The sequence below is a fragment of the Chitinophaga sp. G7 BAM 1005 genome, assembly GCF_057126945.1.
The window spans coordinates 6,547,849-6,574,655 of record NZ_CP181478.1; the positions used below are offsets into that span (position 1 = coordinate 6,547,849).

The window sequence follows — 26,807 nt, forward strand, 5'->3', positions numbered from 1 at the left end:
TTAATCCCTTTGCCATTCTAACATTCGGTCCTTCGGTTTGTCGGTGAGACTTCCTCCTTTATCTGCAATTGCTCGAGGATATTTTTCGGAAATAAATGATCCCGAATAGGAAGGCGCCTATGCCGACCTTATGCCTCACAGATGGAAGATGCAAAAGGCACTATAACAAAAAATATCCTCCCTTAAAAAAAAGTGGCACACCGAATGCTTACATTTTAATAGGGGGCAATTCAAAATTATACGTCTATACATTGTGATGAAAAGAAAGGAGTTATAAAGTATAACGAGGAAAGATCAGTCAATAACACATGGCATTATTTTACAATTTGAATTCAAAAACAATTTTTCTAAATAAACGGTTATTTATTCCCTGTTTTTCAACTTTAGGATCGAAATTTTGATTATTTTTAAATTCTTAATTAGCTATAGCACATTCCTTTACCATAATCATCTTATTCTGTTTCAATACATGAAACAATTAAATCTAGCTTTTGTGTTAGTTGTTATTGGTTGAATTCTTCACTAAACATGGTTGGTTCAAGATTGCTATGAGATAAAATTTTTCAACCCACAATGAGAATGAAAGCAAACGTGTATCTCTTATTTATTTCTATTCTACTGGTCAATCTTTGTTGTAAAAAATCGAATGATAGACCACGGATCATCAATGACGATAAGGATGTCGTTTTACAACTCAACCCGGGCAAAAACAACCCCCGAAATAGTGAGGGGGACTTTATAACTTTAAAAGGAGGGAAACTTCTCTTTGTATATACCCACTTTACTGGTGGCTCCAGTGACGATAACGCCCCGGCCTATCTTGCAGGAAGGTATTCACTGGATAGTGGCAAAACCTGGCTGCAAGAGGAGAAAAAGATAATAAGTAACGAGGGCAGGTTGAATTGCATGTCTGTTTCATTACTGCGTTTACAAAATGGAACAATTGCAATGTTTTATTTGGTAAAAAACTCTATAACAGATTGCAGACCTTTTATGAGAATTTCTGAAGATGAAGGGGAAACATGGGGAAATGCCATATCCTGCATTAATGATAAAATAGGATATTATGCTTTGAATAACAATAGGGTTATTCAATTAAAAAATGGAAGATTAATAATGCCAGTTTCTCTACATCAGACAGTTGATGAAAGCTGGAGTTACATTGGCAGACTATATAGTTACTATTCTGATGACAATGGTAAAACCTGGAAACGGAGTATAGCCGTTCCTAATCCACGTTTGATCCTAACGCAGGAACCGGGAATTGTTGAGTTAAAAAATGGTGAGATCCTAATGATTATACGCACTAATCAACGCTTTCAATTTCTATCTTATTCGAAAGATAAGGGTGAGAGTTGGAGTCCGATCAGGGGAAGCTCCCTTGTGTCACCGGTATCCCCAGCTTCCATTTCCAGAATTCCCTCTACAAATGATCTGATCGTTATATGGAATAATAATAAGGGTGAAAATGAGGAAACCAAAGAGTACCGCACTCCTTTTAACCTTGCCATATCAAAGGATGAAGGACAAACATGGAGTTCAGTTAAAATGATAGAGGGGAACATCGATGGTATGTATTGCTATACTGCTATACATTTTATAGACAATCATCTTTTGTTATCTCATTCCGCAGGGAGCATGTCAAGAAGAACGGGCTTATCCGTGCTGAACATCACGAGATTGAGTATGAAGTGGGTATACAAATAAATAATTTATGGTCCTTCTCATTTTCTTCTTCAGATATGGAAAAAATCCAAATAACCACTGTCACCTAAATGGGTGGATATTACGGTTAAAGTGTACCAGTATTTCACCGCAAAGTGTACCACATTTAAAGACTCGTGGTAGCTGATGTAATTTAGTTGTTTTTCTTCTTTCTTAAGGATTCACCTTTCAGTTCCACTTTATGGGCGTTTGCTGTCAGCCTGTCACAGATTGCATCAGCCAGTGTAGGTTCATTGATATATTCATACCACTTATTGACAGGTAATTGAGAGGTAATAATGGTCGCGCCTTTAGCGAAGCGATCTTCCAGGATTTGGAGTAGGGTTAATTTCATATCATTACTCAATGGCATCAACCCAAAGTCATCGATTATTAACAATGGTGTTTTAGCAATCATATTTAGCCACCGTATGTAAGTTCCATCAAGCCTTGCAGCCGCCAGTGCTTCAACGAACCTGTTCATCGAGTAATACAAAGTTCTATGGCCAAGTAGACAAGCATTCCTTCCCATAGCGCAGGCCAGATAACTTTTACCACATCCGGTCGCCCCTGTGATCAATAGATTTTCTGATTTTTCAATGAACATGCCATCAGATAACGTGATCAGCACTTCTTTGGTTATTCCCCTTGCCGGGGTGCAATTAATTTCTTCAGGTGTTGCATTGTAACGGAGTTTGGCAAGCCGTAGGTAAAGTTGGGTTCTCTGATGTACCCGGTAACCAGCTTCCGCTTCTGCCAGCGAAGCGATCAACATATGTGGTTCTGGTTGTTGATGCACGGGCTGCATTAAAATGGCTGCATACCTTTTTGCCATACCTGATAGTTTGAGTTCCTGTAATTGATCTAGTGTGCTTTGCTGATTCATGTGGTGATTATTTAGTTAATTATTGAAGATATTTATTGATAGGTTCCTGCCCCACGGAGGTTTTCATGGTCCGGAAGCTTGAACAGATCCGGAGGTTCTGTGATATCTAACTGATCCAGGTTGTTGATCAGGATATTTTGCAAGGTTCTGTAATTAAAAGTGATGCCGTTCAAAGCACGGCTGCAAGCTGCTTGTAACCTTATCGGTCCATATTCATGGTTTAACCGCAGGATGCCCCGACAGGCGTTATAGGTTTGTTCTGTATAGGCCTTGCTTTTTAATACCTCATCCACGTAAGACTGGACTGAGGGGCCGATGGCTATTGCCTGTTTTAAAAAGTACGAGGGCGTCCATCCTTGTTGCTGTGCATAGTTCTGATGGCCAGCTGGCATATGTATTCCTGTTGTCGTGAACCCATGTTTCTTATAACTCCGGATGTGCATGGCAATGCGCTGATGCTGATAATAGATCTCTACCACATCAGTGTCGTAAACGGCACTCACTTTCTTTCCAATGAACTGATATGGAACGCTGTAATGATGATAGTTCTCCCCCAGGGTAATATGATAGTTCTTCTGGACCTTAGCCAGCACCCGGTGCTTTATTACAAAGACATCTGTTGGTAGCTGCTGCAGCAAATCTTTTTCCTGGCTGGCGTATAATTGAACCCGGCTGTGATCTTTTAACTGGAATAGCTTCTGGTTATGGATCTCCAACTGCACTGCAATGGCGGTATTCATCTCATTGATATGGAAGAATGTTTGATCTCTTAGGGGTGCATAGATGCGCTGGTAGGCAATCTTTACAAGGTTCTCTACCGCCGCTTTGTCTTTGGGCTTCACGGGCCTGGTTGCCAACAACGTGATGTTGTAATGAAGTGCCCATTGTTGCAAGGCCTCACTAAAAAGGGGTTCATATCGGGATGGCTTGGTGACCACCTGTTTCATGTTATCTGTTTTCAGGCTTAACGGAACCCCATCATAATATTGAAGACAGGCATTCAAAGCTTTGATTACCTGGGGAATGGTTGCATTAGGCAATGCCATAGCAAATGAATAATTACTAAACGGTAGCACAGCTACCAGGACTGGGCAATCAACAATCTCACCGGTAGATTTATCAATATAGCTCATTTTGTCTCCGGCAAAATCAACCATCACCATCTCTCCGGGTTTATGCACCAGGTGCATAGTAGCCTGCGAGATCTTACTGGATTCTTTCAGCAGAATACAAAATTGGGTATACCGATAATGGGATGCAAATTCCTTACTGTATTCTTCCCACAGCAATAAGCGGGTAACTCCCGTGCGCTTAAGTTCCGCTTGAAAATAAGGTATCTGTTTATTGAACTCCAGCCTTCGAACATTATCGTCAAAGTCAGCTGGTCCCTCTACCGGGTAAACAATTTTGGCCAACTCCGCATCCGGCAACTGTCGAAGAGATTCAAAGGCAGTGGTGGCATTCTTAAGCCTGATACTATATAGGGTTACAGCCTGTCGGGATAATTTTAATTGAGCAGTGATAGACCTTAAAGAGTATCCCTTCTCAATCAACTGCATGAGCGCACGAATATGTTGCATTTGAATCACTTTATTGGCCATGCTTTTATTACAAAGAAAGGCCGTGAAAAAATGCTATCAACAAGTCTTTGAGAAGTGGTACACTTTGCGCCGTAATGTCAGTTTATTCCCTAGTCGAGTGGTACACTTTGCACTGAAATACCATAATTAGAACAGTTAAAACTGGTACACTTTGCACTGAAATCGCTGGTAAACTTTGGACTGAAACGAGTGGTACACTATAGGCCGTAATATCCAATGGGTACTTACATTTCTCAGTCTGGAAAGAAAAATAATTTCAGGAACCGCGCTGTATTAACCTTTGTTCCATCGGCCAAAGGAAAAATCCAGACCTTATCGTTATCAGCCATATCTTTACCACATAAAAACAAAGTAGATTTTCCAGTACCGTTAACCACCTCCAAGGCAATTTTATTCCCTTCTTCAATGTAAAAAGAAATGTCTCTGAATAATGGTTTAGTTCCAAATGATTTGATAAGTCTTTCTATTATAACATAATGCATACCCGAGAAGTTATAAATTATCAGGTATGCTACTGTAACAGATAGGAATAATAGTGATATTACAATTTTTTTCGTATATTCAGCTAGGATAAGTGGGAGTTTCTCTGCACCTATTAGTTTTTTTTGTATATATCATATTCGGCCCTTTGTCCATTATCCTCCCCTCTTTGCGTAGAAAAATAAAAGCCCTTGCGCGGACAGCGTAAGGGCTTGTGTATATTAAATTGATGTTACTAAAAATCATAATAAAACTGACGGAAGGTACTTCTGATACCAAAATTGAATATCAGGTCTGTACTCCTGATAATATCGTTACTTACCCTCCGGGCTGCAACAGAGGCTTCTAGACGGAGATTATATTTAGGATTTAATACATAGGCAACGGTCCCCTGAGCATATAGGAGATTAGTTTTAACCCCTTGACCTATCCAGTTACCATAGTCGCTTACACGCGTTGTATAAGGTTTTGAGATATCATGTCCATAGTTGGTATTTTGATCAGGATCATCCCCATATTTTGAATACATGAGTTCTCCTCTGCCATACCAGCGCTTGATCCGATAAGTAGCAATTCCCAAGACTTCCCAGAAGTTAGCTCCTAAAGGATGTGCCAGAGACTGATTATAGTGTTCATAGTTGATTAAAGTACTTTTGTAGGAATAAGTATATGGCCGAACTACATTGAACTCTCCCTGAAGATCCAGTTTATTAACTTTAAACAAATCAAATGACCTGAAACCTAGTTGTGCCGATTGTTTATTAGCCCACCATCCTTTGCCTCCAAACACTTCTTTCAGCTTAAATTCGTCCAGCACCAACTGTCCATAAATTGTTGTTTTAGGGAACAACTTAAATTTAGCATTCATTCCAACCAGTGCATTATCCGAAGAACCTTCTGAAAATTCCGCAGACCGGAGAAAGATGATCGGATTCATATAACTCCAGTCGAAACCACGTTTACGACCGGAAGAATCTGCATCAGGCCAGATTACGGCATCAAAAAGGCCAATTGTTAATTTTTTACTTACGTTCCAATCCAGAAAGTGGAATACCCCCCATTTTTTGTAATACCCAAGATCGTCATAGGCAGTTGCAAAGCTTTGACTGTGTTTATCCATAAACTGAGCCCACATGGCGGTATACTGCACATTCCCTACTGTTCCGGTTAACTTCAAATAAGGATAGCTGAACTGAATGTCTGATAATATCAGAGAACGGTAACCATCCCCTATAAAATTTTGACCATACCCAGCTGTTACATTCAAGTATTTATTGGGCGTATAAGATAGCAATGCGCTGGCATAATTATAGTCGAAAGCTTTCCCATCACTATAGTCCTTTATTCCTCCCTGCCCGGGAACAATCTGATTTTTTCGAATATACTGATCGAGGTATTCCGGAAATTTTCCTTGATTCTCAAAAAAATAAGATTCAAAATAAAACTTTGTACCAATATTTGCCTGAATACTTGCCCCACGGGTATTCAACCAGGTTGTTCTGCTTCCATTCCGGGACTTGCCAACCTGGAAGTCTGGTAAAAAGTCAATGAATACATTATAGTCTTTGTTCCTGAACTCAAGCAAATGTTCATTAAACAGTTTGCGATGGAACCAGCTCCGCTTTGTTGTATCCGGATGCGTATACATCACGCTGGTATCCTCATGTACGATTGGTTTGAATGCGGTATGGTGATTATTGCTATCAATATAAAGTTCCCGGATATCCAGATTATTATATGGTAGTAAAACGGGTAACTTTTCCTGCGCATAAGCTTCACAGAATAACAATAAGGATGCTGCGATCCCGAGGAGACGTTTCATTAATTCTTTTTTTAATGCGTAAAAATAGCCACGGAAACAGTACTCACAAACATCTGACCGGCTTGCCGCATTATATGCATTGGCTGGTCGAACGCAAATATAACGTTTTCAATATATTGTGGTGACAGTTAGGGATTACAGTCTTTGTTTATCGCAAAAACTTCGAGTAAAGGAAAATCAACAACTTTTTCGGCAGGATCCTGAGCGGCAGTCTCGTTGTTACCAGAAAAATATACTCCTTAAAATTTATAAATCCAATACGATACATTTTACCCAGAAATGCTTTTTCTCTTTTGAGGTAGACCCAGCCGCTCCTTCGTCCTATCATATTGTTTCCGGTCCGGAAATGTAGTAGAACATCCGACAAATTATAAAATCTATACCCTGCATGAAGCAACCTCACCCATAGATAATAATCTTCAAAACTGGCCATAATAATATATGAGCCAACTGCCAGGATATCCTTTTTTTTGAACATTACACATGGATGATTAACGGGACAGCGCGATTTGGAAAACTTTAGTACCTCCTCATGGGTTTCCGGTAACTTCCTAAAGACGTCCAGATCTCCTGGTATTTTGTCAAATTCAGAAATATTTCCACTCGTAACACTGATGCTTTTATCTTTCCGAAATACATTCAGTTGCTTTTCAAACCTATCACTTATGGAAATATCGTCAGCATCCATTCTTGCAACCAGTTCATAACTGCAATGTTCCAGACCTATGTTCAGTGCATGTCCAAGTCCACCATTTTCTTCAAGTTGCACTATTTTCAAGCGGCCCTCAAATTCAGTCTCATATCTGTACAATACTTTTTCAAGATCGTCTGTTAATTTGCCATCTTTAACCAATACTATTTCGTCTGCAGGAACTGTCTGTGTTTTTATTGACTGTAGTGCTGCATCTAAAAATAACGGCTCATCTTTTGAATAAACAGACATTAAAACCGAAAAACGGTAATCATCCTGACCGATTAAACTCCTCATATATTGCTGGCTATAAATAGTGTAATTGATTATCGGTTTTCAGGGACGCTGTTACCTTTTTAATTTCCTGTTCTTCTAGTTTAGGATAGATCAACAGTACATTATTATCATCTACAACTATATATTCTTTCAATCCCCTGATCACCGCCAGCTTACCTTCGGGCAGTTGAATAATACAATTTTCAGTTGCTTCCAGCTGAATGTTATTTCCGGAAACAGCATTATTAGTAGAATTCTTCTGTGCAACTTCATAAAGAGAAGCCCATGTACCCAAATCGCTCCATCCAAAATCGGCAGGAATGGTATATACATTGTCTGCTTTCTCCATGATGGCATAATCAATAGAGATATTAGGAGCCAAAGGATAATTGCTGTCTATAAATATCTGTTCACTGGAAGTATTATAATATCCTATTCCTTTTTTAAAAAGATTGAACACTTCATTCGCGTGAGTTTCAAAGGCTCTCAAGGCAGTTTGCACGCTCCACATAAAAATACCGCCATTCCATACATAGTCTCCACTATCTAAAAACTGTTTTGCCTTCTCTAAAACAGGTTTTTCGATGAACTTGTTCACTTTATGTATACCATTGATATCTTCCTTGTCAAACCTGATATAACCATAACCAGTATCCGGTCTTGTAGGTGTAATGCCAAGTGTTAGTAGTACCGGATGCTGTTCCACATACTCCAATCCAGCTTTTATCTTTTCAATAAAAACATTTTCATGGAGAATGAAGTGATCGGATGGAGCTACAATCATATTGCCATCCGGATCAATTTCCGCCAGTTTAAAGATGGCATAAGCAATACACGGCGCTGTATTATTACGGACAGGTTCACAAAGAATATTATTATTGGATATGTCTGGCAATTGCTGCTGTACCAATTCTTTATATTGGATATTAGTAACAATGTATATATTCTGTTCTGGCACTAGTTTGATAAAACGGGAATAGGTAAGCTGCAGCAATGACTTCCCAATGCCCAGGATGTCGATAAACTGTTTAGGGAAATTGTTCCGGCTTTTAGGCCAGAAGCGGCTTCCAACGCCGCCAGCCATTATAAAAACGTAATTATTATTTTTCATGGTAAACTGACCAGTTGATGTTTTTCACTTCCTCATAAACTTTTCGGATGCCACTTTCCAGGCCAATGGCAGATTTCCATCCATAGCTTCGAAGTTTGCTCACGTCCATTAGCTTACGCGGAGTCCCATCAGGTTTAGTTGTGTCGAAAACCAGGTTACCTTTATAACCAGTTATTTCCTTAATTAACAGTGCCAGTTCCTTTATACTGATATCTTCACCTGCTCCTATATTTATCAGTCCTTTTTCATTATAGTGTTGCATAAGATAAAAACATGCGTCTGCCATGTCGTCTGCATGCAGGAATTCGCGTTTAGGCGTGCCGGTGCCCCAAATGATCACTTCAGAACGATTATTCAATTTGGCTTCCTGCATTTTCCGCAGCATAGCTGGCAATACATGCGAATTGTTCAGATCATAATTGTCATTAGGACCGTATAGATTGGTGGGCATTACCGAAATATAATTGCAATCATACTGCGCACGGTAAGCATCGCACATTTCTATACCTGCAATTTTAGCAATGGCATAGGGCTCATTGGTAGGTTCAAGTGGGCCTGTTAACATATACTCTTCCTTCAATGGCTGAGGAGCCATTTTAGGATAAATGCAGGAAGAACCGAGAAACATAAGCTTTTTAACATTATTCTGATATGACTGATGAATTACATTATTCTGGATCATCAGGTTCTCATAAATAAAATCAGCCCGAAAGGTATTATTAGCCATTATGCCACCAACCTTTGCTGCGGCAAGAAAAACATAATCCGGCTTTGTTTCTTCAAAAAAAGCAGCAACTGCTTTTTGATCGCGCAGATCAAGTTCTTTTGAGGTTCTTTGCAAAATATTAATAAATCCCTCTTTTTCGAGCCGCCTTACTATTGCGGAGCCTACCATTCCGCGATGGCCAGCCACATATATTTTATCTTGCAGATCCATTTTACTCGAATTGATTCAATACTTTATAGCCTGCCTCTTTCAGCAATTTCTCGCGGCTAAAGAGTTCCACATCGGAAGCTACCATCTCCTTCACTAATGCGGGTAAATCATACTTAGGCACCCAACCCAGTTTTGTTTTTGACTTAGTAGGATCCCCAATTAAAAGTTCAACTTCCGTTGGTCTGAAATATCTCGGATCTATACCTACAATTTCCTGACCTTCCTTCAACGGGCAATCAGGATTTGTATTGCTCTTAACAATTCCCTTTTCATCAATTCCTTCTCCTTTAAATTCAACCTCTACTCCCACCTCTGAAAAAGCCATTCTAATAAAGTCACGTACAGTGGTGGTTATACCAGTTGCTATAACAAAGTCCTCCGGTTTATCCTGTTGCAGAATAAGCCACATTGCCTCAACATAATCTTTTGCGTGCCCCCAGTCACGTTTAGCTTCCAGGTTACCCATATATAATTTATCCTGCATGCCAAGAGAAAGTTTGGCAACAGCACGGGTAATTTTCCTGGTCACAAAAGTCTCTCCGCGTAAAGGGCTTTCATGATTGAAAAGAATACCGTTGCAGGCAAACATATCATAAGCTTCCCTGTAATTTACGGTTATCCAGAAAGCGTACATCTTAGCTACGGCATAAGGGGATCGCGGATAAAACGGTGTTTTTTCAGATTGGGGAACTTCCTGAACAAGTCCGTACAACTCAGATGTAGAAGCTTGATATATTTTTGTTTTTTTTGCAAGACCAAGTAGTCTAACGGCTTCCAATATTCTCAATGTCCCGATACCATCTGCATCAGCAGTATATTCCGGAGCTTCAAAACTTACCTGTACATGGCTCATAGCGCCAAGATTATAAATTTCATCCGGCTGTACTTCCTGGATTATCCGGATAAGGTTGGTACTGTCTGTCAGATCGCCATAATGTAACTTGAATCTCACATTTTTTTCATGTGGATCCTGATAAAGATGGTCAATTCTATCAGTATTGAAAAGCGAACTTCTCCGTTTAATTCCGTGCACTTCGTAACCTTTCTTCAGCAATAGCTGGGCAAGATAAGCACCATCTTGTCCGGTAACACCGGTAATAAGGGCGATTTTCATTTATTTATTTGAGCTATTTAATTCAAAAAATATGTTTATAATGGTCTTAACCGTTAATTTCATTTCTTTTTAAGCTGTCCCATAGAAATCAGATGATATGGCTGAGCAAACCCCGCAAATATCGGTTCCATTTCAAAATAGTAAAATATTTCCTTCAGTAATGCATGATCAAAAACATGGTGGTGCAAACACCTGTTTTCAAAATTCTTCAATGAACGTTTTCTGAAAAATTCAGGATTCTTAGCTGGTGGATCGAGTTTCGTATCATGTAGAAGTAGAATTTCTTCCAGATGACTTAAATCGTCTTCCCCAACATTATTATGGTAATCTTGCTTTAAATGCTCAAATGATGTAACTGATCTGCGGCGATCAAAAGTAAATCTTTTATCAGGAAGTATCAGTAACATCATCCCTCCATCTTTGAGCACCCTTTTCCATTCTGCTACAGCCTTCAACGGATTAGCAAAATGCTCAAGATTATGACAGCTTAATATAAAATCGTAAGTATTATCGGCAATTTTAGAGAGATCGTTCCCCTCACAAATATACTGCATCCCCATTTTTGTAGCCGTATATCTGTACGTTTGCCCTTCCGTAATACTCCCCTCCCAAATTGTTTCCCCCGAAAAGTTAACACCATCCACTCTCTCTGCATATTTATATACCGGCAAATAATTATTACCACGGTATATTTTACTTGGGCCACCTATTTCAAGTCCAATCCTTCCCTGGAAATATGAAGAATAAGGTGACAACATTTTGGGATCAGCACCGAAAATTCTGTTTTTCAATTCGGGTATTATCAAAAAAGGGCGACGTAGGTATAAATTCATAAAGTTAGATAAGCATTAGATAATAAAAACCTTTATCTCCTCTATAATCCTTATAATCTTTGTAAATTACGACTTCATATCCGGTGCACAAATTACTTACAAAATTTTAATTATAGCCCGTTTACGCATAATTTTAAAAAAACATTATATGAAAAAAATAAATGTATTTTTATTTCTTTTATGCCTTACGGCAGGCAATGTTTTTTGCCAATCCATAAAACTGGACAAAAGTTCATCGACTAATACGAACATCGTAATTCCCGGTAACGCACCGGCAATAACAAAAAAAGCAGCCTCAGAGTTGCAAAAGTATATAAAAATGGCTATTGGAGTAACCCTTCCAATAGTTACTAGCGCCAGCACTCCCAACCAGATAATTATTGGTCAGGGAAAATTCGTTGAAGATTTATCCAGTGATATAGATGCTCAAAAACTAGGAGATGATGGATACACAATTCTTACCAAAGGAACTAAACTGATCTTGGCCGGAGGTAGTAAAAACGGACCTTTATATGCTGTTTATACCTTTCTTGACAGATATATGGGTTTTAGATTATTTGCACCAGGGGTTATGAAAACACCTCAGTTAAAAAGTTATCAGGTACCTGGAATTAATTTGACAGAAATACCGGACCTTATCCTGAGAGAAGTATTTTATGGGCCTGCACGAGACACCCTTTATGGTAACTGGCATAAATTGAGCTATACCACCTTCTACCAGCCACTGTTTAAAAACTATGCCCATACCGGCTTTCAGATCCTGCCTCCCTCCATTTACTTCAAGGATCATCCGGAGTATTATTCCCTTGTAAACGGGAAAAGACAACCATTTCAATTAGATTATACCAACAAGGACGTATACCGGCTGGTAACCGGCTGGTTAAGTTCAATGATGAGAAAAACACCTCAATTTAGATATTGGACAGTTTCTCAGGAAGATAATGGCAATTATTGCCAATGTGATAACTGCAAACGGGTGATGGACTCTACCGGTACACCAGGAGGCCCATTATTCGTTTTTGTTAATAGTATAGCGAAAGACTACTGGGATAAAAACATTTCGACATTGGCATATTCGTTTTCCCGAAATCCACCCAGGAATATGAAGCTCCAACCCAATCTGAATATTTTTTATTGCGCAAAAATCCAACCTTATGCCGGATTGTATACCACTAGCGCATATGCTGATATGCAATCGCAATTGGATGGGTGGAGAAAATTAACCAGTAATATTTTTGTTTGGGATTATATTATTAATTACACCGAACTACAATCAATTTATCCAAATATACTTGCGTTAAAACCCAATCTTGATTTCTTCCTAAAAAAAGGTATTAAGGGATACTATGCGGAAGGAAACTATTATCCGGACGGCGAATTTGCGGAACTGCGAACATACATACTCGCCAGATCTTTATTCACTCATAACATGAGCAATGATCAGATTATCAATGAATTCCTGATAGGTTTTTACGGAAATGCTGCACCAATACTAAATCAGTATATTCAATTAATATCAAAGCAATTAACCGGAGGTGCTGATTTATTAACAAAAGACATGATAGTGAACTATAAAACTTTATTCCGCAAGGCAAAAGAAAGTATAAAAGATAATCCTGTTTACTTGGCGAGAGTACAAAAGGAAGAAATGAATGTTGACTATTCAGCAGTACAAGCTTATCTGAAAATGGCAAAAAAGGATCCTGATAACTTTTTCCGAAATACAGATAACGTAAAAGCTTTTAATAGCTACGCCGATGAGTTTCTGTCGCTGATTCATAAATTTGCCATCAAGCGCTTAGTATACGCGGAACATAATGTTCCTTTATATCAGTTTTACTCAAAATGGAAGACTGATATGACAACTATTCAGGCAAAAACTATGAAAACCGGTCAATAACAAACATACAACCAGCCGGCGCATTTTGGTCGGCTGGTTTATACCGTCCCTTATTCCTCTCAACATGTTGGAAAAATAAACCTTACCTGGAGTCCTGAATAGGGGATAATAAAATAACTTAATGGTATATTTTATAAGATTATTACATTTCCAATACAGCGGTACATAATTCCTTCTACACAAATAGAGGAAATTTCTGTACTGGTAATATACCCTGAAGGGAGAAGTTATGGCGATTCTGATTCCCAAAATTTTCTCATCTCCTTCTCCCAGCATATGCACCAGCTTCGCTTTACTTGTGAGAGCACAAACAAAGCCTTTGGTTCTAGCTCTCCAGCACCATTCATGATCTACCCCATCAATGAATAGTGTTTCATCCATTAACCCTACTTCCTGAAAAGTATCTTTATGAGTAAGTGAACCTGAGCTTATCAATTCAGTTACATGAAGTATATGAGGCGCCTCTTCGTATGCTCTTTTCTTCTTAATCCTTGGTTCGTAAGCCTTGTTGGTTTGTTTATTAACCGGAACAGGACCAATAACTCCAAGCTTTATATTTTTGCCTGTCAACAGCTGATAATCGTTATAAAGATGCAGTGTCATATCAGGATCAGGTTTACTATCCTGATCCAGGATCAGTAAAAAATCGGCACCAATTTTAATTGCTTCAGTTATGCCAATATTTTGCGCCTTTGCTACACCCAGATTCCCATTGTTAAAAATATAGGTAATTTTGTGCTCTGTATCATTAATAGAGCTCAAAAAGAAATCATCTACCCTCTCCGAAGAGTTATCTACTAGAACAAGAATATCAACCTGCCCAATCACTGCCGTAATGTTGGCACTTAATTCATCCCAACGCGGATTGTATAGGATGACTATAGCTCCGATTCTTTGATTTCTCATTATTATTTAAACTATTTAAAAGAAGAATTACCGCAATATGTGTTGAATCAAAAATATATGGATTTGTGACAGCATAAATCACATAAGCAAGATATATCAAAATTAGAAATGAATATTGATATGTAACCCATACCATTCTCAAATTGAAACAAATGAAGAGTGCAAATCCTAAAATTCCGATCTGAGTAAGCAGATAAACTGCCTGCAGCTCAAAATAAACATTTCCACGATAATCTCTGCTGTAGGTTGTTTTCTCAATCGTTTTACCCAAACCTTGCCCCAATATGATTGTCCCTGGGGTTTCCTTAAGGCTACTCATTAATACTGCCACCTGATCTACCCTGGTACCAAGTGAGCCCTCACTTTTTTGTTCCATTACTTCCTTTAAATAATATTCATATACAGGATAAGAAAAAAGAGTTATAAATGTCATTAAAAAAACAACTTTCCGGATCAACTCTTTTGCATTATTACTTTTAAGAAAATAGAATAAACTGAAAAATGCAATGGCAATATAAAAAGCAAAGTTTCCGGCAAAGATACATCCCATGAAAAGTATTATCCTTATAAAAATTCTGTAACGGCATTCATAAAAAAAAGTAACAAAAAAAGCAACTGGCAGTAAACCATTACCTTTCAGCTGTATTTTATAAAACCAACCGTTATAAGAATAAACATCCCCCCATTCTCTATCCATAAAGAAAAACCTGATTGCCAGGCTCTCTTTGGGCGTAAGAAAAATTGCTATGTATAAGGCGAGGGTAATAATTAAAATAGCTTGTATAACATTCAACCATAAAAAAATATTGATTGCTTTTTTAGGTAAAACAATGAAATAAGCAAGACTAATAAAAAAAACTATCAGAAAGAACCTGAATATAAGTCCAAATGAATTTTGAAGGAATAGGGCATAAAAGATACCAGCAAAAAAGTATCCCATGGTAATCAACAGAAATATTTGGTCCGGTTTACCTAGCCTGATTATTCCGCTCGAAATCTGTCTAAATGAAAGCATGAATATTCCCATCAGGGAAATATTCATTATGAAAGAATATCTGGTAAAGGGAACATGCCTGGTAAGGAAAAAAATAAACAGAAAATAAAAGCCCATAAGTAAAGCTGACACCCCACTATTCTTATCATGCTCTATTAAATGAGACGTGCTTCCACTCATATTATTATTTTCTTTGCCTAAAATATCTAATGTCAATCATTATTTCCTTTTGCTAATGACATGACTGCTCTGAACCAGCAAATCTTTCTCCTCGAAACGAAGAAACTTCTCATCCAGCATTAACGCTTTATATTGTTGTAGTTCCTTATCAGTAGGAGTTTGCACACTTTCAAAAACTAAATTGAATCCCGCATTTTTTAGTAATTCCAAATATTCAGAATGTCTTAATCTATTCTGATAATGAAGATCTGAATTATACTTGCTCCATTGCTTATCTGAAAAAGTCAGGAAATTATATACGCTTGTATTCACATCAAAATAAGCGTAATGGTCCTTGTAGTCAATCAGGTTTGAGAAAATGCCATCTGGGGCTATAATACGATTACACTCTTTAAATATTCTCTGTATAGCATCCTTTGGAACATGTTCCAAAACAGCTGTAGTGGCAATTAAATCAAAATAGTCGTCTTCAAATTTGGTAGCAGCAGCATCCATTGGGGCAAGATAATTAATACCAAACCACTCTTTCAAATAATCAATAAGATTCTCCCTATTAAGAATATTCTCATTTATCTTAGCGAGATCAATTGAATAACGGAAAGGCATTTCGGCCTCCATCGCTTTAAGGCGCTTGATTGTATTGATCACTAGCTCCGGAAATACCAACTTTTTGATATCGCAGATGTAAATATCTCTGACGCCAACCAAACTTAATGTAATCGGAATAATTAAATCCCACCCTGCACCAAACTCAAAATACTTTATTGTTTCCACCGGTTTACCATTATATTCTTTGAATTTCGCTAGGTGCCGATCAACAATATCCGCAATTTTAAATCTGAAGTAATCATTACTGGCGGGTAGGCTTTTGAAGATCCGGGTTTGCATAAAGTAGTTCAAATGGGAACCATTAGGGATCGATGACAGGATTTTTTGGGTATACGCTTTTAACTTATAATTCATATAAGAGTTTTAATAATTATAGTTGTGATTTCATTTTCACGACATCAGCAATAATCTCCTGGTACCTCTTCGCAAAAAGATTCGTTCGTTTGCGTAGATCCATTTGTATCTGTGTCTCATCCGGGAGGTGTACTTGTTGCTGGTTAGCCCACACGTACTCCATTTTCTCTGCTAATTCAAACTCACTGGCAGGATTAAAGTATAAGGCATTGGCCGGGTTTTGCTCTTTATGTACAGAAATATCAGACAAGATAGTCAATTTACCAATGCTTTTAGCTTCCTCTACGGTTGAGCTCCATCCTTCAAATAATGAAGGATTAATCAGTGCCAGACAGTTTTCCATTAAAAATAAGACATGCGGATAAGGAATTAATCCAAGAAACTTTATATTATCTTCAAGTTGATGATCTTTTACGTATTTTAACAGATTATCAATATGATCATTATTATTCCTGAAATCATGCATTAAACCGGTTGTTATCAGTAACGGATTCTGCCCTTTTTCCTTTAAGATCCGGATTGCCTTAAACGCAATAAGGTGATTTTTATGCCTCCAAAACTGGTTCGGTAAATAAAAGAAACTACCCTCAAATTTGTATTTCTCTTCAATGTCCTTTCTTAATTCCGATGCAGCCCCAACTTTTTTATGATTGGGTTGTGAAACAAACTGCAATACCTGGATATTTTTTTCCGCTGCTTCCTTAAATGTAAGCAGATCTTTTTTTGCATCATGGCTGCTTACAACAACTGTACTGCTGTGTTTTAATACTTTCCTGGTTTGTTCTGACAAATAATTGACGGCTTTGGCATCCCATAATTCAGGATAATGCAGCCATTGAAAATCGGGAATCCAATTTACAATACCAAAAGGATGGAATCTGCTGGAGAAATCCGAGTGGGATACGATGTCAATCTTATACCGCCTTAATAAATTGATGGCAAGTGGCGTATAATTAAATAACTTACTACAAACTTTATCAAAAATCCAAAGTGGATCTTTTCTTTTCAGCAACCTGGTCTTCACAATTCTTACATACGACTGAAATAAATCTATATACTCTTTTTCTATGTCTGTGGATACAAATAAATAGATTTCTAGAGACGTATTCTTATCCTGTTGCAGGGCATAAAACAAATTCTTAAGATAATTAATTCCGCCTTTGTATTCCTTCGGAAAGTTTAACAAAAATCCAACCCTCGTCATTGATCAAGTGATTTAAAAAATTTAACATACTCATTTATTCCTGCAGCAAGATCTACTTCCGGCGACCATCCCAGCGAATATGTTTTGCTAGTTTCTGCCTGATAGAACCTGGGATCCCCTTCTTTTACAACCTGATTAAAGCGAACAGAAACCTTTTTTCCATAGCTATTAACCAATAAGCCGATCACTTCACTAATAGTGGTTCTAATCCCCCCTCCACCATTTATAATTTCAAATGTCTCTTGGCTATTCGCAACTGCTACAATTAATCTGGCTGCGTCTGATACATGAATCCAATCCCTTGTTTCATCACCAGTACCAAAAAAAACGATCTCATCCCCTGCATTTTTAACTTTATGACATGCGTCCCATAACAGTTGTTTCTTTAAACCTGCCCCATAGATCGAAAAAAACCTGATAATTGCAGCATTTAAGGAGAAATTCCGGTGATAACAATAACAAATTTCCTCTGCCATTTTTTTGTGGAAACCATACGGAGAAATTGGAGACATCGGATCACTTTCCCTGATTGGGAAATCCCCTACATTCCCCTGGACAGCCGGACTTGACGGATAAATAAATTTGCAGGTTGGATTTTCCAGCCGGATAAACTCCATAATTGCTAAAGTGCTTTGCACACTTTTCTGAAAATCTTCATAAGGATTTTCGTAGGAGAAGGCTACAGAAGCACTCCCTCCGCAATGAACAATTACGTCAAATTTCTCCCGTATATTAATTAAACTTTCGAAAGTAATAGTTGATTCTATCCACCGGTCGACACCAAATTTTTTATATTCAAATTCATACCATTTCCCATGTCCAATCCCTGTAACATGATGACCTTCATTCTTGAAAGCCAAAGCTGTATTCCTTCCTAAAAAACCATACGTACCTGTTATTAGAATCCTTTTCATTTAATTAACTTTATTTTTTAGTCATTATTACTTCAGATCGATTATCCCCAATAAGTCTATTACAAGTCTCCAAAGTCTCTGGAACTGGCATGATAAGCAATCGGAATATTTCCATGCTTCGAAACCAACATTTTCAGATACTCCTCTTCACCCGGTTGTTCGAAATCCTCATTCATATTATCTGAAACTTTTACCCAACTTTTAATTTTAAAATCATATCTTCTTATAATTTTCTGAGGATTTCCAATTACAATACTAAATGGTGGTATGTCCTTGTTTATTAAACAATCGGCTCCAATAACACTCCCATGCCCAATGGTTACATTCCCTATAACAGTAACGCCAAAACCCAACCAACAATTTACCCCTATATAAATATTATTATCGTTACTTATGCCACTTAAAATATATGGTACCGTAGGATCATTAAAATGATGATTTGCTCCTAAAAATCTGCAACCATAAGTTGTCATTACGTATTCTTTCACATTGATATTATTGCCAGTTGAGAAAAAATTATTTCGGCCGATAATGCAATTGTCTGATATAATCAATTTCTTGATTGGCTCACTTGTTCGATTATTCACTATTAACAAACTTCCATCTCCAATGGACGTATTCTTCCCGATTGAAACATTTGCCCAACCAAAAGTTTGTACAGTTCCAGCAATAAAGCTATTCTTGCCAATACATTTATTCTGAAAGCTTTTCTTTATCAGGTAGCCTCGAAATCCACTATATATTCTCTGTAGTGTAGTCCTCATCATTTATTAATTTTTTGCAAAAGCAGTTTATCCTATCATATCTCAATAACAGTAATTTATAAAGTTATATATTTATATCTTATGTAATAAGCTCGATTGCCAATCCGTCCTTAAACTACATTTTAACAATAATAATTCAATAAAAATAAATACAATACTGGTTAATATCTTTACAAAAAAAATCATTACTATATTATCTGTGAATCTAAAGTGATTGAATAAATAAGGTACTAACCCCACAATAATAAGTAAGCAAACCTGTGAAAGTATTAACTTATCAGACATTTTAGCATAAGCATGCGCTATAATATTTGAAGTCAAACTAGCCAACAATGATGCCCCTACTGCCGCATAATAACCAAATTTAGGTATAAATAGCAGATTCAGGGTAATTGAAATACCAGCTGAAATAATGATGGCTATTGAAATTACTTTCTGTTTTTTTTCTGCAAGTAATACTGTATTTAGGTAAAGGGAAGAGCCAGAAACAATTACTGACAAAACCATAGTGGGGACAATAGTTGCACCAGTTTGGAATGCCTTTGATCCAACAAAATGAAAAATCTCGGTTGAAAAAATAGAAATCCCAAACCCACCTAAATATATAAGTAATAAATAATACTTATACAACTTATCTCTAACGTTTATAAAATCAGACGTAGCATTTGCTTTAAAGAGAATAGGCTCAATGGTTTTATAAAGAGCCTGGATAATTACATTCAATGCCAGTGAGATGGTAACTGCTACAGAATAAATACCAATAATGTCCAAAGAAACAAATCTCTCCAGAATAATTCTGTCACTAATAGAAAAAATAAGATATGCAATGCTACCTGGCAGTAATGGCAAAGAAAAATACAGAGCATCTCTAAACCTCTTATAATTGAATCTTATTGGTGCATAGCCGGAAATAATTAAAAAATAAATAATCCCAAACGGAATGTTTATTAATAACCGTGCATAAAAAGAACCTATTAAGCCTTTGTGTAAAATAACGACGAATATATAGGTTGCTATGTATTGTAGAACAATACGGGAAACACTTAAAACAAAGAATCGCTTTGTTTCACTTCTTACTCTATACAGAGCCAAGGGGATAATTGAGACTACATCAAAAAAATTATTTATAATCCCCAGTAAAAAATAAGGATAAAATGGTATCTTAATTTTAAATACCTCCAAAAGCCAGGGAAATAATAAAATCTCCAGAAGTAGTAAAACTATATTTACTAAACAAATAATAGCAAATATTTCACCGATCAATTTCTGTTTATCCATATTTTCTTTCTCAAGAAAATATTGTCTAAGTACATAGGTATTAAGAGAAAGAGAGGCAATTATCATTATAAATGCCATCACGGAATTGATATAACTATTAATACCATATTCTGCAGTAGTTAAATATCTGGTCAGAATAGGTAATAAAAGAAAGGCGAGAATACGGGGTATTATTTCTCCCAATGAGTAAAACATGGTCGCCCAAACAACTTTCTTACCTTGTAAATTCACCTTAATTTATTTTTAGCTTTCTCATAAAATCAGAAAACATTACCTCATCAAATGCTTTGAAAAAATAACCTTCCTCATACTTTTCTTTACTCCCGCATTTCTTCAACGCAGCTCTTAACTCATCTGCATTATTTATAAAATGTACATTGGGCAAACCTGCCAATTCTTCTTTTGAAAGAGAGTCGTATGTTGCGTAAACAATTCCGCAGCGCTGTGCCTGTAATGCTTCAAAAATAGCAGTCGATTTAATTACAAGTATGGCCTCCACCTTTTTTAACAAATCTCCGATTGAATATTCGTTTGTAATAACTCTTACATTCTTATAAGACGTGAACATCGATGAAAAATAAGCAGCTTCCGACCACTGATTAGGATGTAACTTAAAGAACACTGGCAGTGCTGTATTCTCCTTTACAAAATCCAATATCAGGTCTTTAAGCTTTTCTCCATAAATATTTGCACTGGCAACCAGTAACCCATTAGCAACCATTCCATTAGGTTCATGTAAAACACTTTGGTAAAACGCAGTATTGCCAATTGGAATTATTTCTTTAACCGGCAGAAAAAGTGAGCGGGTCCAGTAATCAGAAAAAGTACAGAAAAAGTCAGGCAGAATAATTGCGTCCGACGGGTAGTCAATCTTCGGATTATAGCTGTATGCAACATGGGCATTTTCAATCAACCCATGTTGAAATTCAGTAACCGGTATGTTATGAATCTTCGCAGCCTTGAATAGTCCTTTTTGTATGCCGCTTTGAGTAAGAAAAATGGCTTTGAACTTTTTCCTCCTGAAAAGTGCATTATAAAAAAAGAGATCGGCTTTATAGATCTTAATTGCGTTATTAATAATTTCATTATTTAACTTTGGAAGAACGCCAAACTCCTGCTGTATGACATCGATAAGTGCTGAATAATCCTCACTCCGATAACTCCTGGACAATAAGGCACAAATAGGATTTTTATATACGCTGACCGAATTGGAATAAAAAAGTTTGTACCTCGCAGGTTCTATAACCTCAAGAATAAGGCTATCATTATGATATCGGCTTAATACGTCATTAATATTCTGATCATAAAATTTGCCGGCAGCGGTTCTATTTCTCGAAGATGTTAGCATCAAAAATTGATGCTTCCCCGAGAAAAACATTACAAGCAATCTAAGCAAACGTCCGAATGCATCAATTTTCCTGAGTATTGAATTTCTTTCTTCAGCGACCGCGGCAAACTTGACATTTTTGTTCTTTATCACATTGAAGATATCATACCTGATAACATCCCAAATGAATATTCCCTCCCTGTTCCGGATCTCAAATAGTTTATGCTTATACTCAAAAGATTGAAAACGTTGCCAGTTAAAACTATCCATAATCTGGAATATTATTATTCATAATTCTTTTTGCTCGCTATTAGAAATTCAGCCCATTCCCAATCCAATGGCGTGTCCAGGTCAACAGACGAGTATTCATCCATTACTACTTTCTTTACCCTCGAAAAAGCGGCCAATGATTTTCCTCTCAATTCCGCTACGTTTATTACATATATAGCCCCGTTATACTGCCAAACCATGGGACAATCCTGTCTTCTAACATAATTCCCAGGCTTGGACTTTTCCAGAAAACCACGCTCATTTTCTTCGAATAAAACGTAATAGGGATTGGCAGCAGTTTCCTTTACAGACACTACCATTTCAATGCTATCATTATACAAGTCAAGCGCGGCTTTCACATCTGTGGCCTTTCTAAATGGTGAGGTGGGCTGTAGTATCACCAGCGTATCGTAATATATGCCCTTCCCAGCATAATAATCAAGCGCATGCAAACACACTTCATAAGTGCCCGACGTATCAGTAGCCAATTCAGCAGGTCTTACAAAAGGTACAGCTAAACCATAGCTGGTAACTGTTTGAATTATTCCCTCATCGTCTGTAGACACACAAATATCTTCATCGTTAACAAAAGTCCTGGCAATATCGATACTATAATTAATCAAAGGCTTATTATTCAAAGGCTTTATATTTTTACCCGGAATACCTTTTGATCCACCTCTTGCCGGTATTAAAAATAATGGCTTCATATTAAAGTTTAATATGCTTAATGTCCTGTTGAGCCTGTGCAAAATCCTGAGGCTTCCCTATATCCAACCAATAACCAAGGATGGGATAATGGGCCACTTTTCTCTTTTGCTGGATTAATAGCTCCATAAAATCTGTTGCATTAAAAAACGTTCCTTTAACCAGGAAAGATAAAAGTGATTTTTTAAACAGATATATTCCCCCATTCGAATAATAGCTGTAGGTTGGTTTCTCATCAAATGAAATGACATCGCCATCCTGAATCTGGAGTACCGCATAGGGTACTTTAACCTGATAAGGAATACTGGCAATCATGAGATCCGCTCCTGATGCGAGATAGGATTTATAAAAATCAACCAGATCGATATTGGTAAGGATATCAGAATTCATTAACAGGATATGCTCTCTTTTAAACTCCTCAACCAAACCAAGCGCGCCAAAAGTACCTAATGGCTTATCCTCCTCCACATACTCTATATTTATGCCCTTCTCACTGCCGTTTCCAAAATAGGACTTAATCTGATCTCCAAGGTATCTGACTGATATAACAATACGCTCAATCCCAAAAAAGTTTAACCTGTCGATATTATGCTCTATAATTGGCTTATCCCCTACTTTTAACAAAGGTTTGGGACAATTATCAGTTAAAGGCATAAGTCGTTCCCCGCGTCCGCCGGCCATTAAAACCGCCTCTAGTGGTAACAGGAAGGATTTGAGGCGTAAATTAAGGATAGTGATGACCTGATGAGATTCATTTAAGATAGGGATTATCTTAAGATTTCTTTCTTTGTATAACTCAAGTTGCTCAATGGAGTAGTTATCGCTGGCAATATAAGTTGGGTTGGGTTGAATAAAATCTGTGAGAATTGCGTGCAGATCCAGCCCCCTGATAAACCCTCTTCTTATATCTCCATCTGTTAATGACCCGATCAGACGATCTTCCTCATCAATAACAAATAATATAGCATCTGCAGCTAAAGTATTGAGCCTCGAGAGTGCATCTCTTACCGTCTCACTATGCTGAATTAAATGCTTACGATAATCCATCAACATGTTTTATCCTTAAATTTAGTTAATTTGAAATGTTATTGTCTGTTAAGCAACTTTGTACTGAAACATCCGAAAAACTACAAATCGTAAAATCTTTTTTTAAGTATGGTTTGTAACGAAACGCTTTTAAGTACCCTGATGATCTTTTCGGAAGCATTCCCACTGCCGTATGGGTTTTCAACATTACTAATATCTGATATAAACTCAGGCATTAGCGCCCGATTCACAGCTTGCTTAACGCTATCATAGTTCGGTTCACAGTCAATAATGCTGGCTGCCCTCATCCGGCCTAACTGACGGTCACCGATATTTACTGTTGGCTTCTTAAAAGAAGGTACTTCCAGTATACCGCTTGAGGAGTTACCCACTACCGCATCCATAAATTGTAAGGCGGAAAGATATCTCAATTGTCCCAGCGATGTAAAGGCAATTGCTTTTCCTGCGTTGGCTGAAACATACTCATCAATAAGCTGGTTTATAATTCGTCCATCCGTATCTGCGTTTGCCTTGGTAAAAATCAGCTTTGCATCCTTAACTTCGTCCAAAACACGTAATAATGTACGGAACTGGTATTCCGCCGAAGCGATCTCTAATGTAACCGGGTGAAAAGTGATCAGCAGATTTCTTTCTCCTAAGCTCCAGTTTATCTGTTGTTCAAATTCAGACCTGCCTAAAAGTTTAAGTTTGTTAATGCTTTCTATTCCAAGGGCGCCTACATTAAAAACCCGCTCAGGTTGTTCCCCCAATTGAATAACCCTTCTGGCATAAACTTCAGTAGCCGTAAAATGCAATTGCGACATTTTAGTAATTGAATGTCTTATCGATTCATCAATTACACCTTCTGTGGTTTCACCTCCATGACAATGAGCTACAGGAATACGACTGATCATGGCAGCAGTAGCAGCAGCCAGAATCTCAAACCTGTCACCCAATAATAACACAAGGTCGGGCTGCAACTCTGAAAACGCTTCTCCCATGCTTATAATCCCCAACCCCAGACTTTTATTGATGCCAATGGTCGAATCAGAGGACAAAAGCATTTCTACTTTTTTGTCTATCTTAAAACCATCTGCTTCAATCTGACGATAAGTAAGGCCAAATTCCGGAGACAGATGCATTCCTGTAACAAGCAATTGTAACGCTACCTCATGATCTTCAGCAAGCTGCTTTATAGTCCAGTACAAAAGACCATATTCGGCCCTTGTACCCGTTACCACACAAATTTTTCTTTTACTACTCATAAAGTAATGATCTCATCTGGTTGAAAATCCCTGCTCGCTGCGGTGCCTATCACACGGTCCCATTCCATTGGACTAAGCCCAGTGCCCGGACGCTTTACTTCCAGATTATCTTCAGATAATACTTCCCCCTTGCTGATATTTCTTCCTGCCACAATACTTTTACGTACAATATCAATATTCTTCATCTCTGATTCAGAAGGCCTTTTAATTCCGTCCCCCAAAGCCAGTTCTATATTACGTATCGCAGCAACCATGCTATTTAACTCCTCCGGATCCAGTGATGCAGCATGATCAGGCCCTTTCATCTGTTTATCCAGTGTAAAGTGCTTCTCTATCACAGTAGCTCCTAAGGCAACTGCTGCGATCGGTATTTCTATTCCCAGTGTATGATCTGAATACCCTACCCTTACACCAAGCTCATCCCGCATGGTTATCATAGCCCGAAGGTTTACATCTTTCATAGGAGTAGGATACTCTGTATTACAATGCAGAATAGTAATACGATCCTTGTCGGCCCCGTTTTCAACGAGTATATTTACGGTGTTAACAACTTCCTCCAAACTTGCCATACCAGTTGAGACTATAAGATCCGGGAAATTTTTCGCCATTTCCCTTAAATAAGGGAGATTAACAATTTCACCCGATGGAATTTTCCCTATCGTAATTCCCATTCTCTTTATGAGCTCTACACTCTTAAAATCAAATGGGGTAGACAAAAAACCTATTCCTCTTTGCAAACAATAATCCTGGAGCAGCCAATGATCCTTTTCAGATAACTCCAGCTTCTTTACCATATCCAGCTGGCTTTCTGCCGACTGTGTATTTTCAATCTGATAAGTGGCTTTAGGAGCATGCCGGGAGATTATTTTCTCAGCGATAAATGTCTGAAACTTCACATAGTCGGCTCCTGCTTCAGCAGCCTTGTCAACTAGTTGTTTTGCAAGTTCAATACTTCCATTATGATTAACTCCAGCCTCTGCTATAATGATTACTTTTGACATCAGCCAATTCGTTTAATGGGATTTCCAACGTACATCCCCTGTTCATTAATATTTTTGTAAACCGTTGCGCCAGACCCGATAATTATATCGTCATTGATTATAATTCCATGTTTTACAATAACACCACTACCTACAAATACGCTATCACCAATCCTGCAGCTTCCATTTACCATAGCCCCGGTAGAGATATGTGAATGACTCCCGATAATAACATCGTGCTCAATATTTGCGTTAGTATTTATAATGCAGTTATCGCCCACCTGTGCCGCTGCATTTACTTTTGCACCGTGCATTACAAATGTACCGGTACCAATTCTGGCATGAGGCGAAACATATGCCAAAGGAGAAATAACTGTAGCAATATTTGCATTATAGCCTTTAAGCAAATCAAAAATGCGTTTTCGGGGCACCGCATTCTTAACCTGACCAACCGTAATGGCAAACCAACAATCGTTGGATAACCAATCTGAAATATTCTCATCTGTACCAATCACCTCATAATTCAAAATCCTGGTTCCAATAGATTGAGCAGGATCAAGTATCCCTTTTATATTAAACCGTCCTTCCTGTTCGATGACATCAATACATGACTTTGCATGTCCACCTCCACCTATCAATATAAGATTTGCTTTCATCCGCAGGAATATTTATGATT

General features: G+C 37.7%; 24 protein-coding genes. 2 read left to right on the forward strand and 22 right to left on the reverse strand.

The window, feature by feature from the left end:
- Positions 1-573: 573 nt before the first annotated feature.
- Positions 574-1,707 (forward strand): sialidase family protein, encoded by a 1,134-nt coding sequence (locus ACMXI2_RS26330; protein WP_483778911.1) that lies wholly within the window; start codon positions 574-576, stop codon positions 1,705-1,707.
- Positions 1,708-1,858: 151 nt separating this feature from the next.
- Here the strand turns inward: ACMXI2_RS26330 and istB are convergent, their stop codons facing one another.
- The 9 genes from istB to ACMXI2_RS26375 form a co-directional block, all read right to left on the reverse strand.
- Positions 1,859-2,590, reverse strand: a complete 732-nt coding sequence (gene istB / locus ACMXI2_RS26335) for an IS21-like element helper ATPase IstB (protein WP_483777917.1) — start codon at positions 2,588-2,590, stop codon at positions 1,859-1,861.
- A 32-nt stretch (positions 2,591-2,622) separates the two neighbouring features.
- Positions 2,623-4,170, reverse strand: a complete 1,548-nt coding sequence (gene istA / locus ACMXI2_RS26340; protein ID WP_483777378.1) for an IS21 family transposase — start codon at positions 4,168-4,170, stop codon at positions 2,623-2,625.
- Between the two features lie 254 nt (positions 4,171-4,424).
- The gene (locus ACMXI2_RS26345; protein ID WP_483778912.1) at positions 4,425-4,673 is read right to left on the reverse strand and encodes a hypothetical protein; all 249 of its coding nucleotides are present in this window, start codon (positions 4,671-4,673) and stop codon (positions 4,425-4,427) included.
- A gap of 233 nt (positions 4,674-4,906) precedes the next feature.
- Positions 4,907-6,493 carry a hypothetical protein gene (locus ACMXI2_RS26350; protein ID WP_483778913.1) on the reverse strand — a complete coding sequence of 529 codons (1,587 nt, stop codon included), beginning with the start codon at positions 6,491-6,493 and terminating at the stop codon, positions 4,907-4,909.
- Between the two features lie 148 nt (positions 6,494-6,641).
- Positions 6,642-7,481, reverse strand: a complete 840-nt coding sequence (locus ACMXI2_RS26355) for a glycosyltransferase (RefSeq protein WP_483778914.1) — start codon at positions 7,479-7,481, stop codon at positions 6,642-6,644.
- A gap of 10 nt (positions 7,482-7,491) precedes the next feature.
- Positions 7,492-8,571 (reverse strand): mannose-1-phosphate guanylyltransferase, encoded by a 1,080-nt coding sequence (locus ACMXI2_RS26360; RefSeq protein WP_483778915.1) that lies wholly within the window; start codon positions 8,569-8,571, stop codon positions 7,492-7,494.
- Positions 8,561-9,508: a GDP-L-fucose synthase gene (fcl, locus tag ACMXI2_RS26365; protein WP_483778916.1), complete on the reverse strand. Its 948-nt coding sequence runs from the start codon at positions 9,506-9,508 to the stop codon at positions 8,561-8,563. Before fcl ends, ACMXI2_RS26360 begins: the two co-directional genes overlap by 11 nt.
- Position 9,509: 1 nt before the next feature.
- On the reverse strand, positions 9,510-10,622 hold the full coding sequence (gene gmd, locus ACMXI2_RS26370; protein WP_483778917.1) for a GDP-mannose 4,6-dehydratase: 1,113 nt from the start codon (positions 10,620-10,622) through the stop codon (positions 9,510-9,512).
- Between the two features lie 59 nt (positions 10,623-10,681).
- Positions 10,682-11,455 carry a class I SAM-dependent methyltransferase gene (locus ACMXI2_RS26375; protein ID WP_483778918.1) on the reverse strand — a complete coding sequence of 258 codons (774 nt, stop codon included), beginning with the start codon at positions 11,453-11,455 and terminating at the stop codon, positions 10,682-10,684.
- 148 nt (positions 11,456-11,603) lie between these two features.
- On the opposite strand from ACMXI2_RS26375, the gene ACMXI2_RS26380 reads away from it, so the two are divergent.
- Positions 11,604-13,355 (forward strand): DUF4838 domain-containing protein, encoded by a 1,752-nt coding sequence (locus ACMXI2_RS26380; RefSeq protein ID WP_483778919.1) that lies wholly within the window; start codon positions 11,604-11,606, stop codon positions 13,353-13,355.
- Here the strand turns inward: ACMXI2_RS26380 and ACMXI2_RS26385 are convergent.
- The 13 genes from ACMXI2_RS26385 to ACMXI2_RS26445 form a co-directional block, all read right to left on the reverse strand.
- Positions 13,296-14,261 carry a glycosyltransferase family 2 protein gene (locus tag ACMXI2_RS26385; RefSeq protein ID WP_483778920.1) on the reverse strand — a complete coding sequence of 322 codons (966 nt, stop codon included), beginning with the start codon at positions 14,259-14,261 and terminating at the stop codon, positions 13,296-13,298. The two genes, ACMXI2_RS26380 and ACMXI2_RS26385, sit on opposite strands and share 60 nt — an antisense overlap.
- Positions 14,206-15,471, reverse strand: coding sequence for a hypothetical protein (locus tag ACMXI2_RS26390; protein ID WP_483778921.1), 1,266 nt, complete (start codon positions 15,469-15,471; stop codon positions 14,206-14,208). The genes ACMXI2_RS26385 and ACMXI2_RS26390 overlap by 56 nt, the downstream gene beginning before the upstream one ends.
- A gap of 3 nt (positions 15,472-15,474) precedes the next feature.
- Positions 15,475-16,398: a class I SAM-dependent methyltransferase gene (locus tag ACMXI2_RS26395; protein ID WP_483778922.1), complete on the reverse strand. Its 924-nt coding sequence runs from the start codon at positions 16,396-16,398 to the stop codon at positions 15,475-15,477.
- A 16-nt stretch (positions 16,399-16,414) separates the two neighbouring features.
- A complete protein-coding gene (locus ACMXI2_RS26400; protein ID WP_483778923.1) occupies positions 16,415-17,602 on the reverse strand; it encodes a glycosyltransferase family 4 protein in 1,188 nt (395 codons plus the stop codon).
- The gene (locus ACMXI2_RS26405) at positions 17,599-18,516 is read right to left on the reverse strand and encodes an NAD-dependent epimerase/dehydratase family protein (protein WP_483778924.1); all 918 of its coding nucleotides are present in this window, start codon (positions 18,514-18,516) and stop codon (positions 17,599-17,601) included. Before ACMXI2_RS26405 ends, ACMXI2_RS26400 begins: the two co-directional genes overlap by 4 nt.
- Positions 18,517-18,575: 59 nt before the next feature.
- Entirely contained in the window at positions 18,576-19,283 is a 708-nt protein-coding gene (locus ACMXI2_RS26410; protein ID WP_483778925.1) for an acyltransferase, read from the reverse strand.
- A gap of 69 nt (positions 19,284-19,352) precedes the next feature.
- A complete protein-coding gene (locus tag ACMXI2_RS26415) occupies positions 19,353-20,789 on the reverse strand; it encodes a lipopolysaccharide biosynthesis protein (RefSeq protein ID WP_483778926.1) in 1,437 nt (478 codons plus the stop codon).
- 1 nt (position 20,790) lies between these two features.
- A complete protein-coding gene (locus ACMXI2_RS26420) occupies positions 20,791-22,155 on the reverse strand; it encodes a capsular polysaccharide export protein, LipB/KpsS family (protein ID WP_483778927.1) in 1,365 nt (454 codons plus the stop codon).
- A 14-nt stretch (positions 22,156-22,169) separates the two neighbouring features.
- Positions 22,170-22,862 (reverse strand): acylneuraminate cytidylyltransferase family protein, encoded by a 693-nt coding sequence (locus ACMXI2_RS26425; RefSeq protein WP_483778928.1) that lies wholly within the window; start codon positions 22,860-22,862, stop codon positions 22,170-22,172.
- A gap of 1 nt (position 22,863) precedes the next feature.
- Positions 22,864-23,907 carry a nucleotidyltransferase family protein gene (locus ACMXI2_RS26430; protein ID WP_483778929.1) on the reverse strand — a complete coding sequence of 348 codons (1,044 nt, stop codon included), beginning with the start codon at positions 23,905-23,907 and terminating at the stop codon, positions 22,864-22,866.
- Between the two features lie 80 nt (positions 23,908-23,987).
- Positions 23,988-25,151: a UDP-N-acetylglucosamine 2-epimerase gene (gene neuC, locus ACMXI2_RS26435; protein WP_483778930.1), complete on the reverse strand. Its 1,164-nt coding sequence runs from the start codon at positions 25,149-25,151 to the stop codon at positions 23,988-23,990.
- Positions 25,148-26,152, reverse strand: a complete 1,005-nt coding sequence (gene neuB / locus ACMXI2_RS26440) for an N-acetylneuraminate synthase (protein WP_483778931.1) — start codon at positions 26,150-26,152, stop codon at positions 25,148-25,150. Before neuB ends, neuC begins: the two co-directional genes overlap by 4 nt.
- Positions 26,152-26,787: an acetyltransferase gene (locus tag ACMXI2_RS26445; RefSeq protein WP_483778932.1), complete on the reverse strand. Its 636-nt coding sequence runs from the start codon at positions 26,785-26,787 to the stop codon at positions 26,152-26,154. The genes neuB and ACMXI2_RS26445 overlap by 1 nt, the downstream gene beginning before the upstream one ends.
- Positions 26,788-26,807 lie beyond the last annotated feature (20 nt).

What these genes read in the sequence shown, in the direction of transcription:
- ACMXI2_RS26360 (WP_483778915.1), bottom strand. Translation starts at nt 8,571, where the DNA reads ATGAAAAATAATAATTACGTTTTTATAATGGCTGGCGGCGTTGGAAGC.
- ACMXI2_RS26345 (WP_483778912.1), bottom strand. Translation starts at nt 4,673, where the DNA reads ATGCATTATGTTATAATAGAAAGACTTATCAAATCATTTGGAACTAAA.
- ACMXI2_RS26420 (WP_483778927.1), bottom strand. Translation starts at nt 22,155, where the DNA reads ATGGATAGTTTTAACTGGCAACGTTTTCAATCTTTTGAGTATAAGCAT.
- ACMXI2_RS26425 (WP_483778928.1), bottom strand. Translation starts at nt 22,862, where the DNA reads ATGAAGCCATTATTTTTAATACCGGCAAGAGGTGGATCAAAAGGTATT.
- istB (WP_483777917.1), bottom strand. Translation starts at nt 2,590, where the DNA reads ATGAATCAGCAAAGCACACTAGATCAATTACAGGAACTCAAACTATCA.
- neuC (WP_483778930.1), bottom strand. Translation starts at nt 25,151, where the DNA reads ATGAGTAGTAAAAGAAAAATTTGTGTGGTAACGGGTACAAGGGCCGAA.
- neuB (WP_483778931.1), bottom strand. Translation starts at nt 26,152, where the DNA reads ATGTCAAAAGTAATCATTATAGCAGAGGCTGGAGTTAATCATAATGGA.
- ACMXI2_RS26400 (WP_483778923.1), bottom strand. Translation starts at nt 17,602, where the DNA reads ATGACGAGGGTTGGATTTTTGTTAAACTTTCCGAAGGAATACAAAGGC.
- ACMXI2_RS26380 (WP_483778919.1), top strand. Translation starts at nt 11,604, where the DNA reads ATGAAAAAAATAAATGTATTTTTATTTCTTTTATGCCTTACGGCAGGC.
- ACMXI2_RS26375 (WP_483778918.1), bottom strand. Translation starts at nt 11,455, where the DNA reads ATGAATTTATACCTACGTCGCCCTTTTTTGATAATACCCGAATTGAAA.
- gmd (WP_483778917.1), bottom strand. Translation starts at nt 10,622, where the DNA reads ATGAAAATCGCCCTTATTACCGGTGTTACCGGACAAGATGGTGCTTAT.
- ACMXI2_RS26410 (WP_483778925.1), bottom strand. Translation starts at nt 19,283, where the DNA reads ATGATGAGGACTACACTACAGAGAATATATAGTGGATTTCGAGGCTAC.
- fcl (WP_483778916.1), bottom strand. Translation starts at nt 9,508, where the DNA reads ATGGATCTGCAAGATAAAATATATGTGGCTGGCCATCGCGGAATGGTA.
- ACMXI2_RS26355 (WP_483778914.1), bottom strand. Translation starts at nt 7,481, where the DNA reads ATGAGGAGTTTAATCGGTCAGGATGATTACCGTTTTTCGGTTTTAATG.
- ACMXI2_RS26430 (WP_483778929.1), bottom strand. Translation starts at nt 23,907, where the DNA reads ATGGATTATCGTAAGCATTTAATTCAGCATAGTGAGACGGTAAGAGAT.
- ACMXI2_RS26405 (WP_483778924.1), bottom strand. Translation starts at nt 18,516, where the DNA reads ATGAAAAGGATTCTAATAACAGGTACGTATGGTTTTTTAGGAAGGAAT.
- ACMXI2_RS26385 (WP_483778920.1), bottom strand. Translation starts at nt 14,261, where the DNA reads ATGAGAAATCAAAGAATCGGAGCTATAGTCATCCTATACAATCCGCGT.
- ACMXI2_RS26395 (WP_483778922.1), bottom strand. Translation starts at nt 16,398, where the DNA reads ATGAATTATAAGTTAAAAGCGTATACCCAAAAAATCCTGTCATCGATC.
- ACMXI2_RS26350 (WP_483778913.1), bottom strand. Translation starts at nt 6,493, where the DNA reads ATGAAACGTCTCCTCGGGATCGCAGCATCCTTATTGTTATTCTGTGAA.
- ACMXI2_RS26330 (WP_483778911.1), top strand. Translation starts at nt 574, where the DNA reads ATGAGAATGAAAGCAAACGTGTATCTCTTATTTATTTCTATTCTACTG.
- istA (WP_483777378.1), bottom strand. Translation starts at nt 4,170, where the DNA reads ATGCAACATATTCGTGCGCTCATGCAGTTGATTGAGAAGGGATACTCT.
- ACMXI2_RS26445 (WP_483778932.1), bottom strand. Translation starts at nt 26,787, where the DNA reads ATGAAAGCAAATCTTATATTGATAGGTGGAGGTGGACATGCAAAGTCA.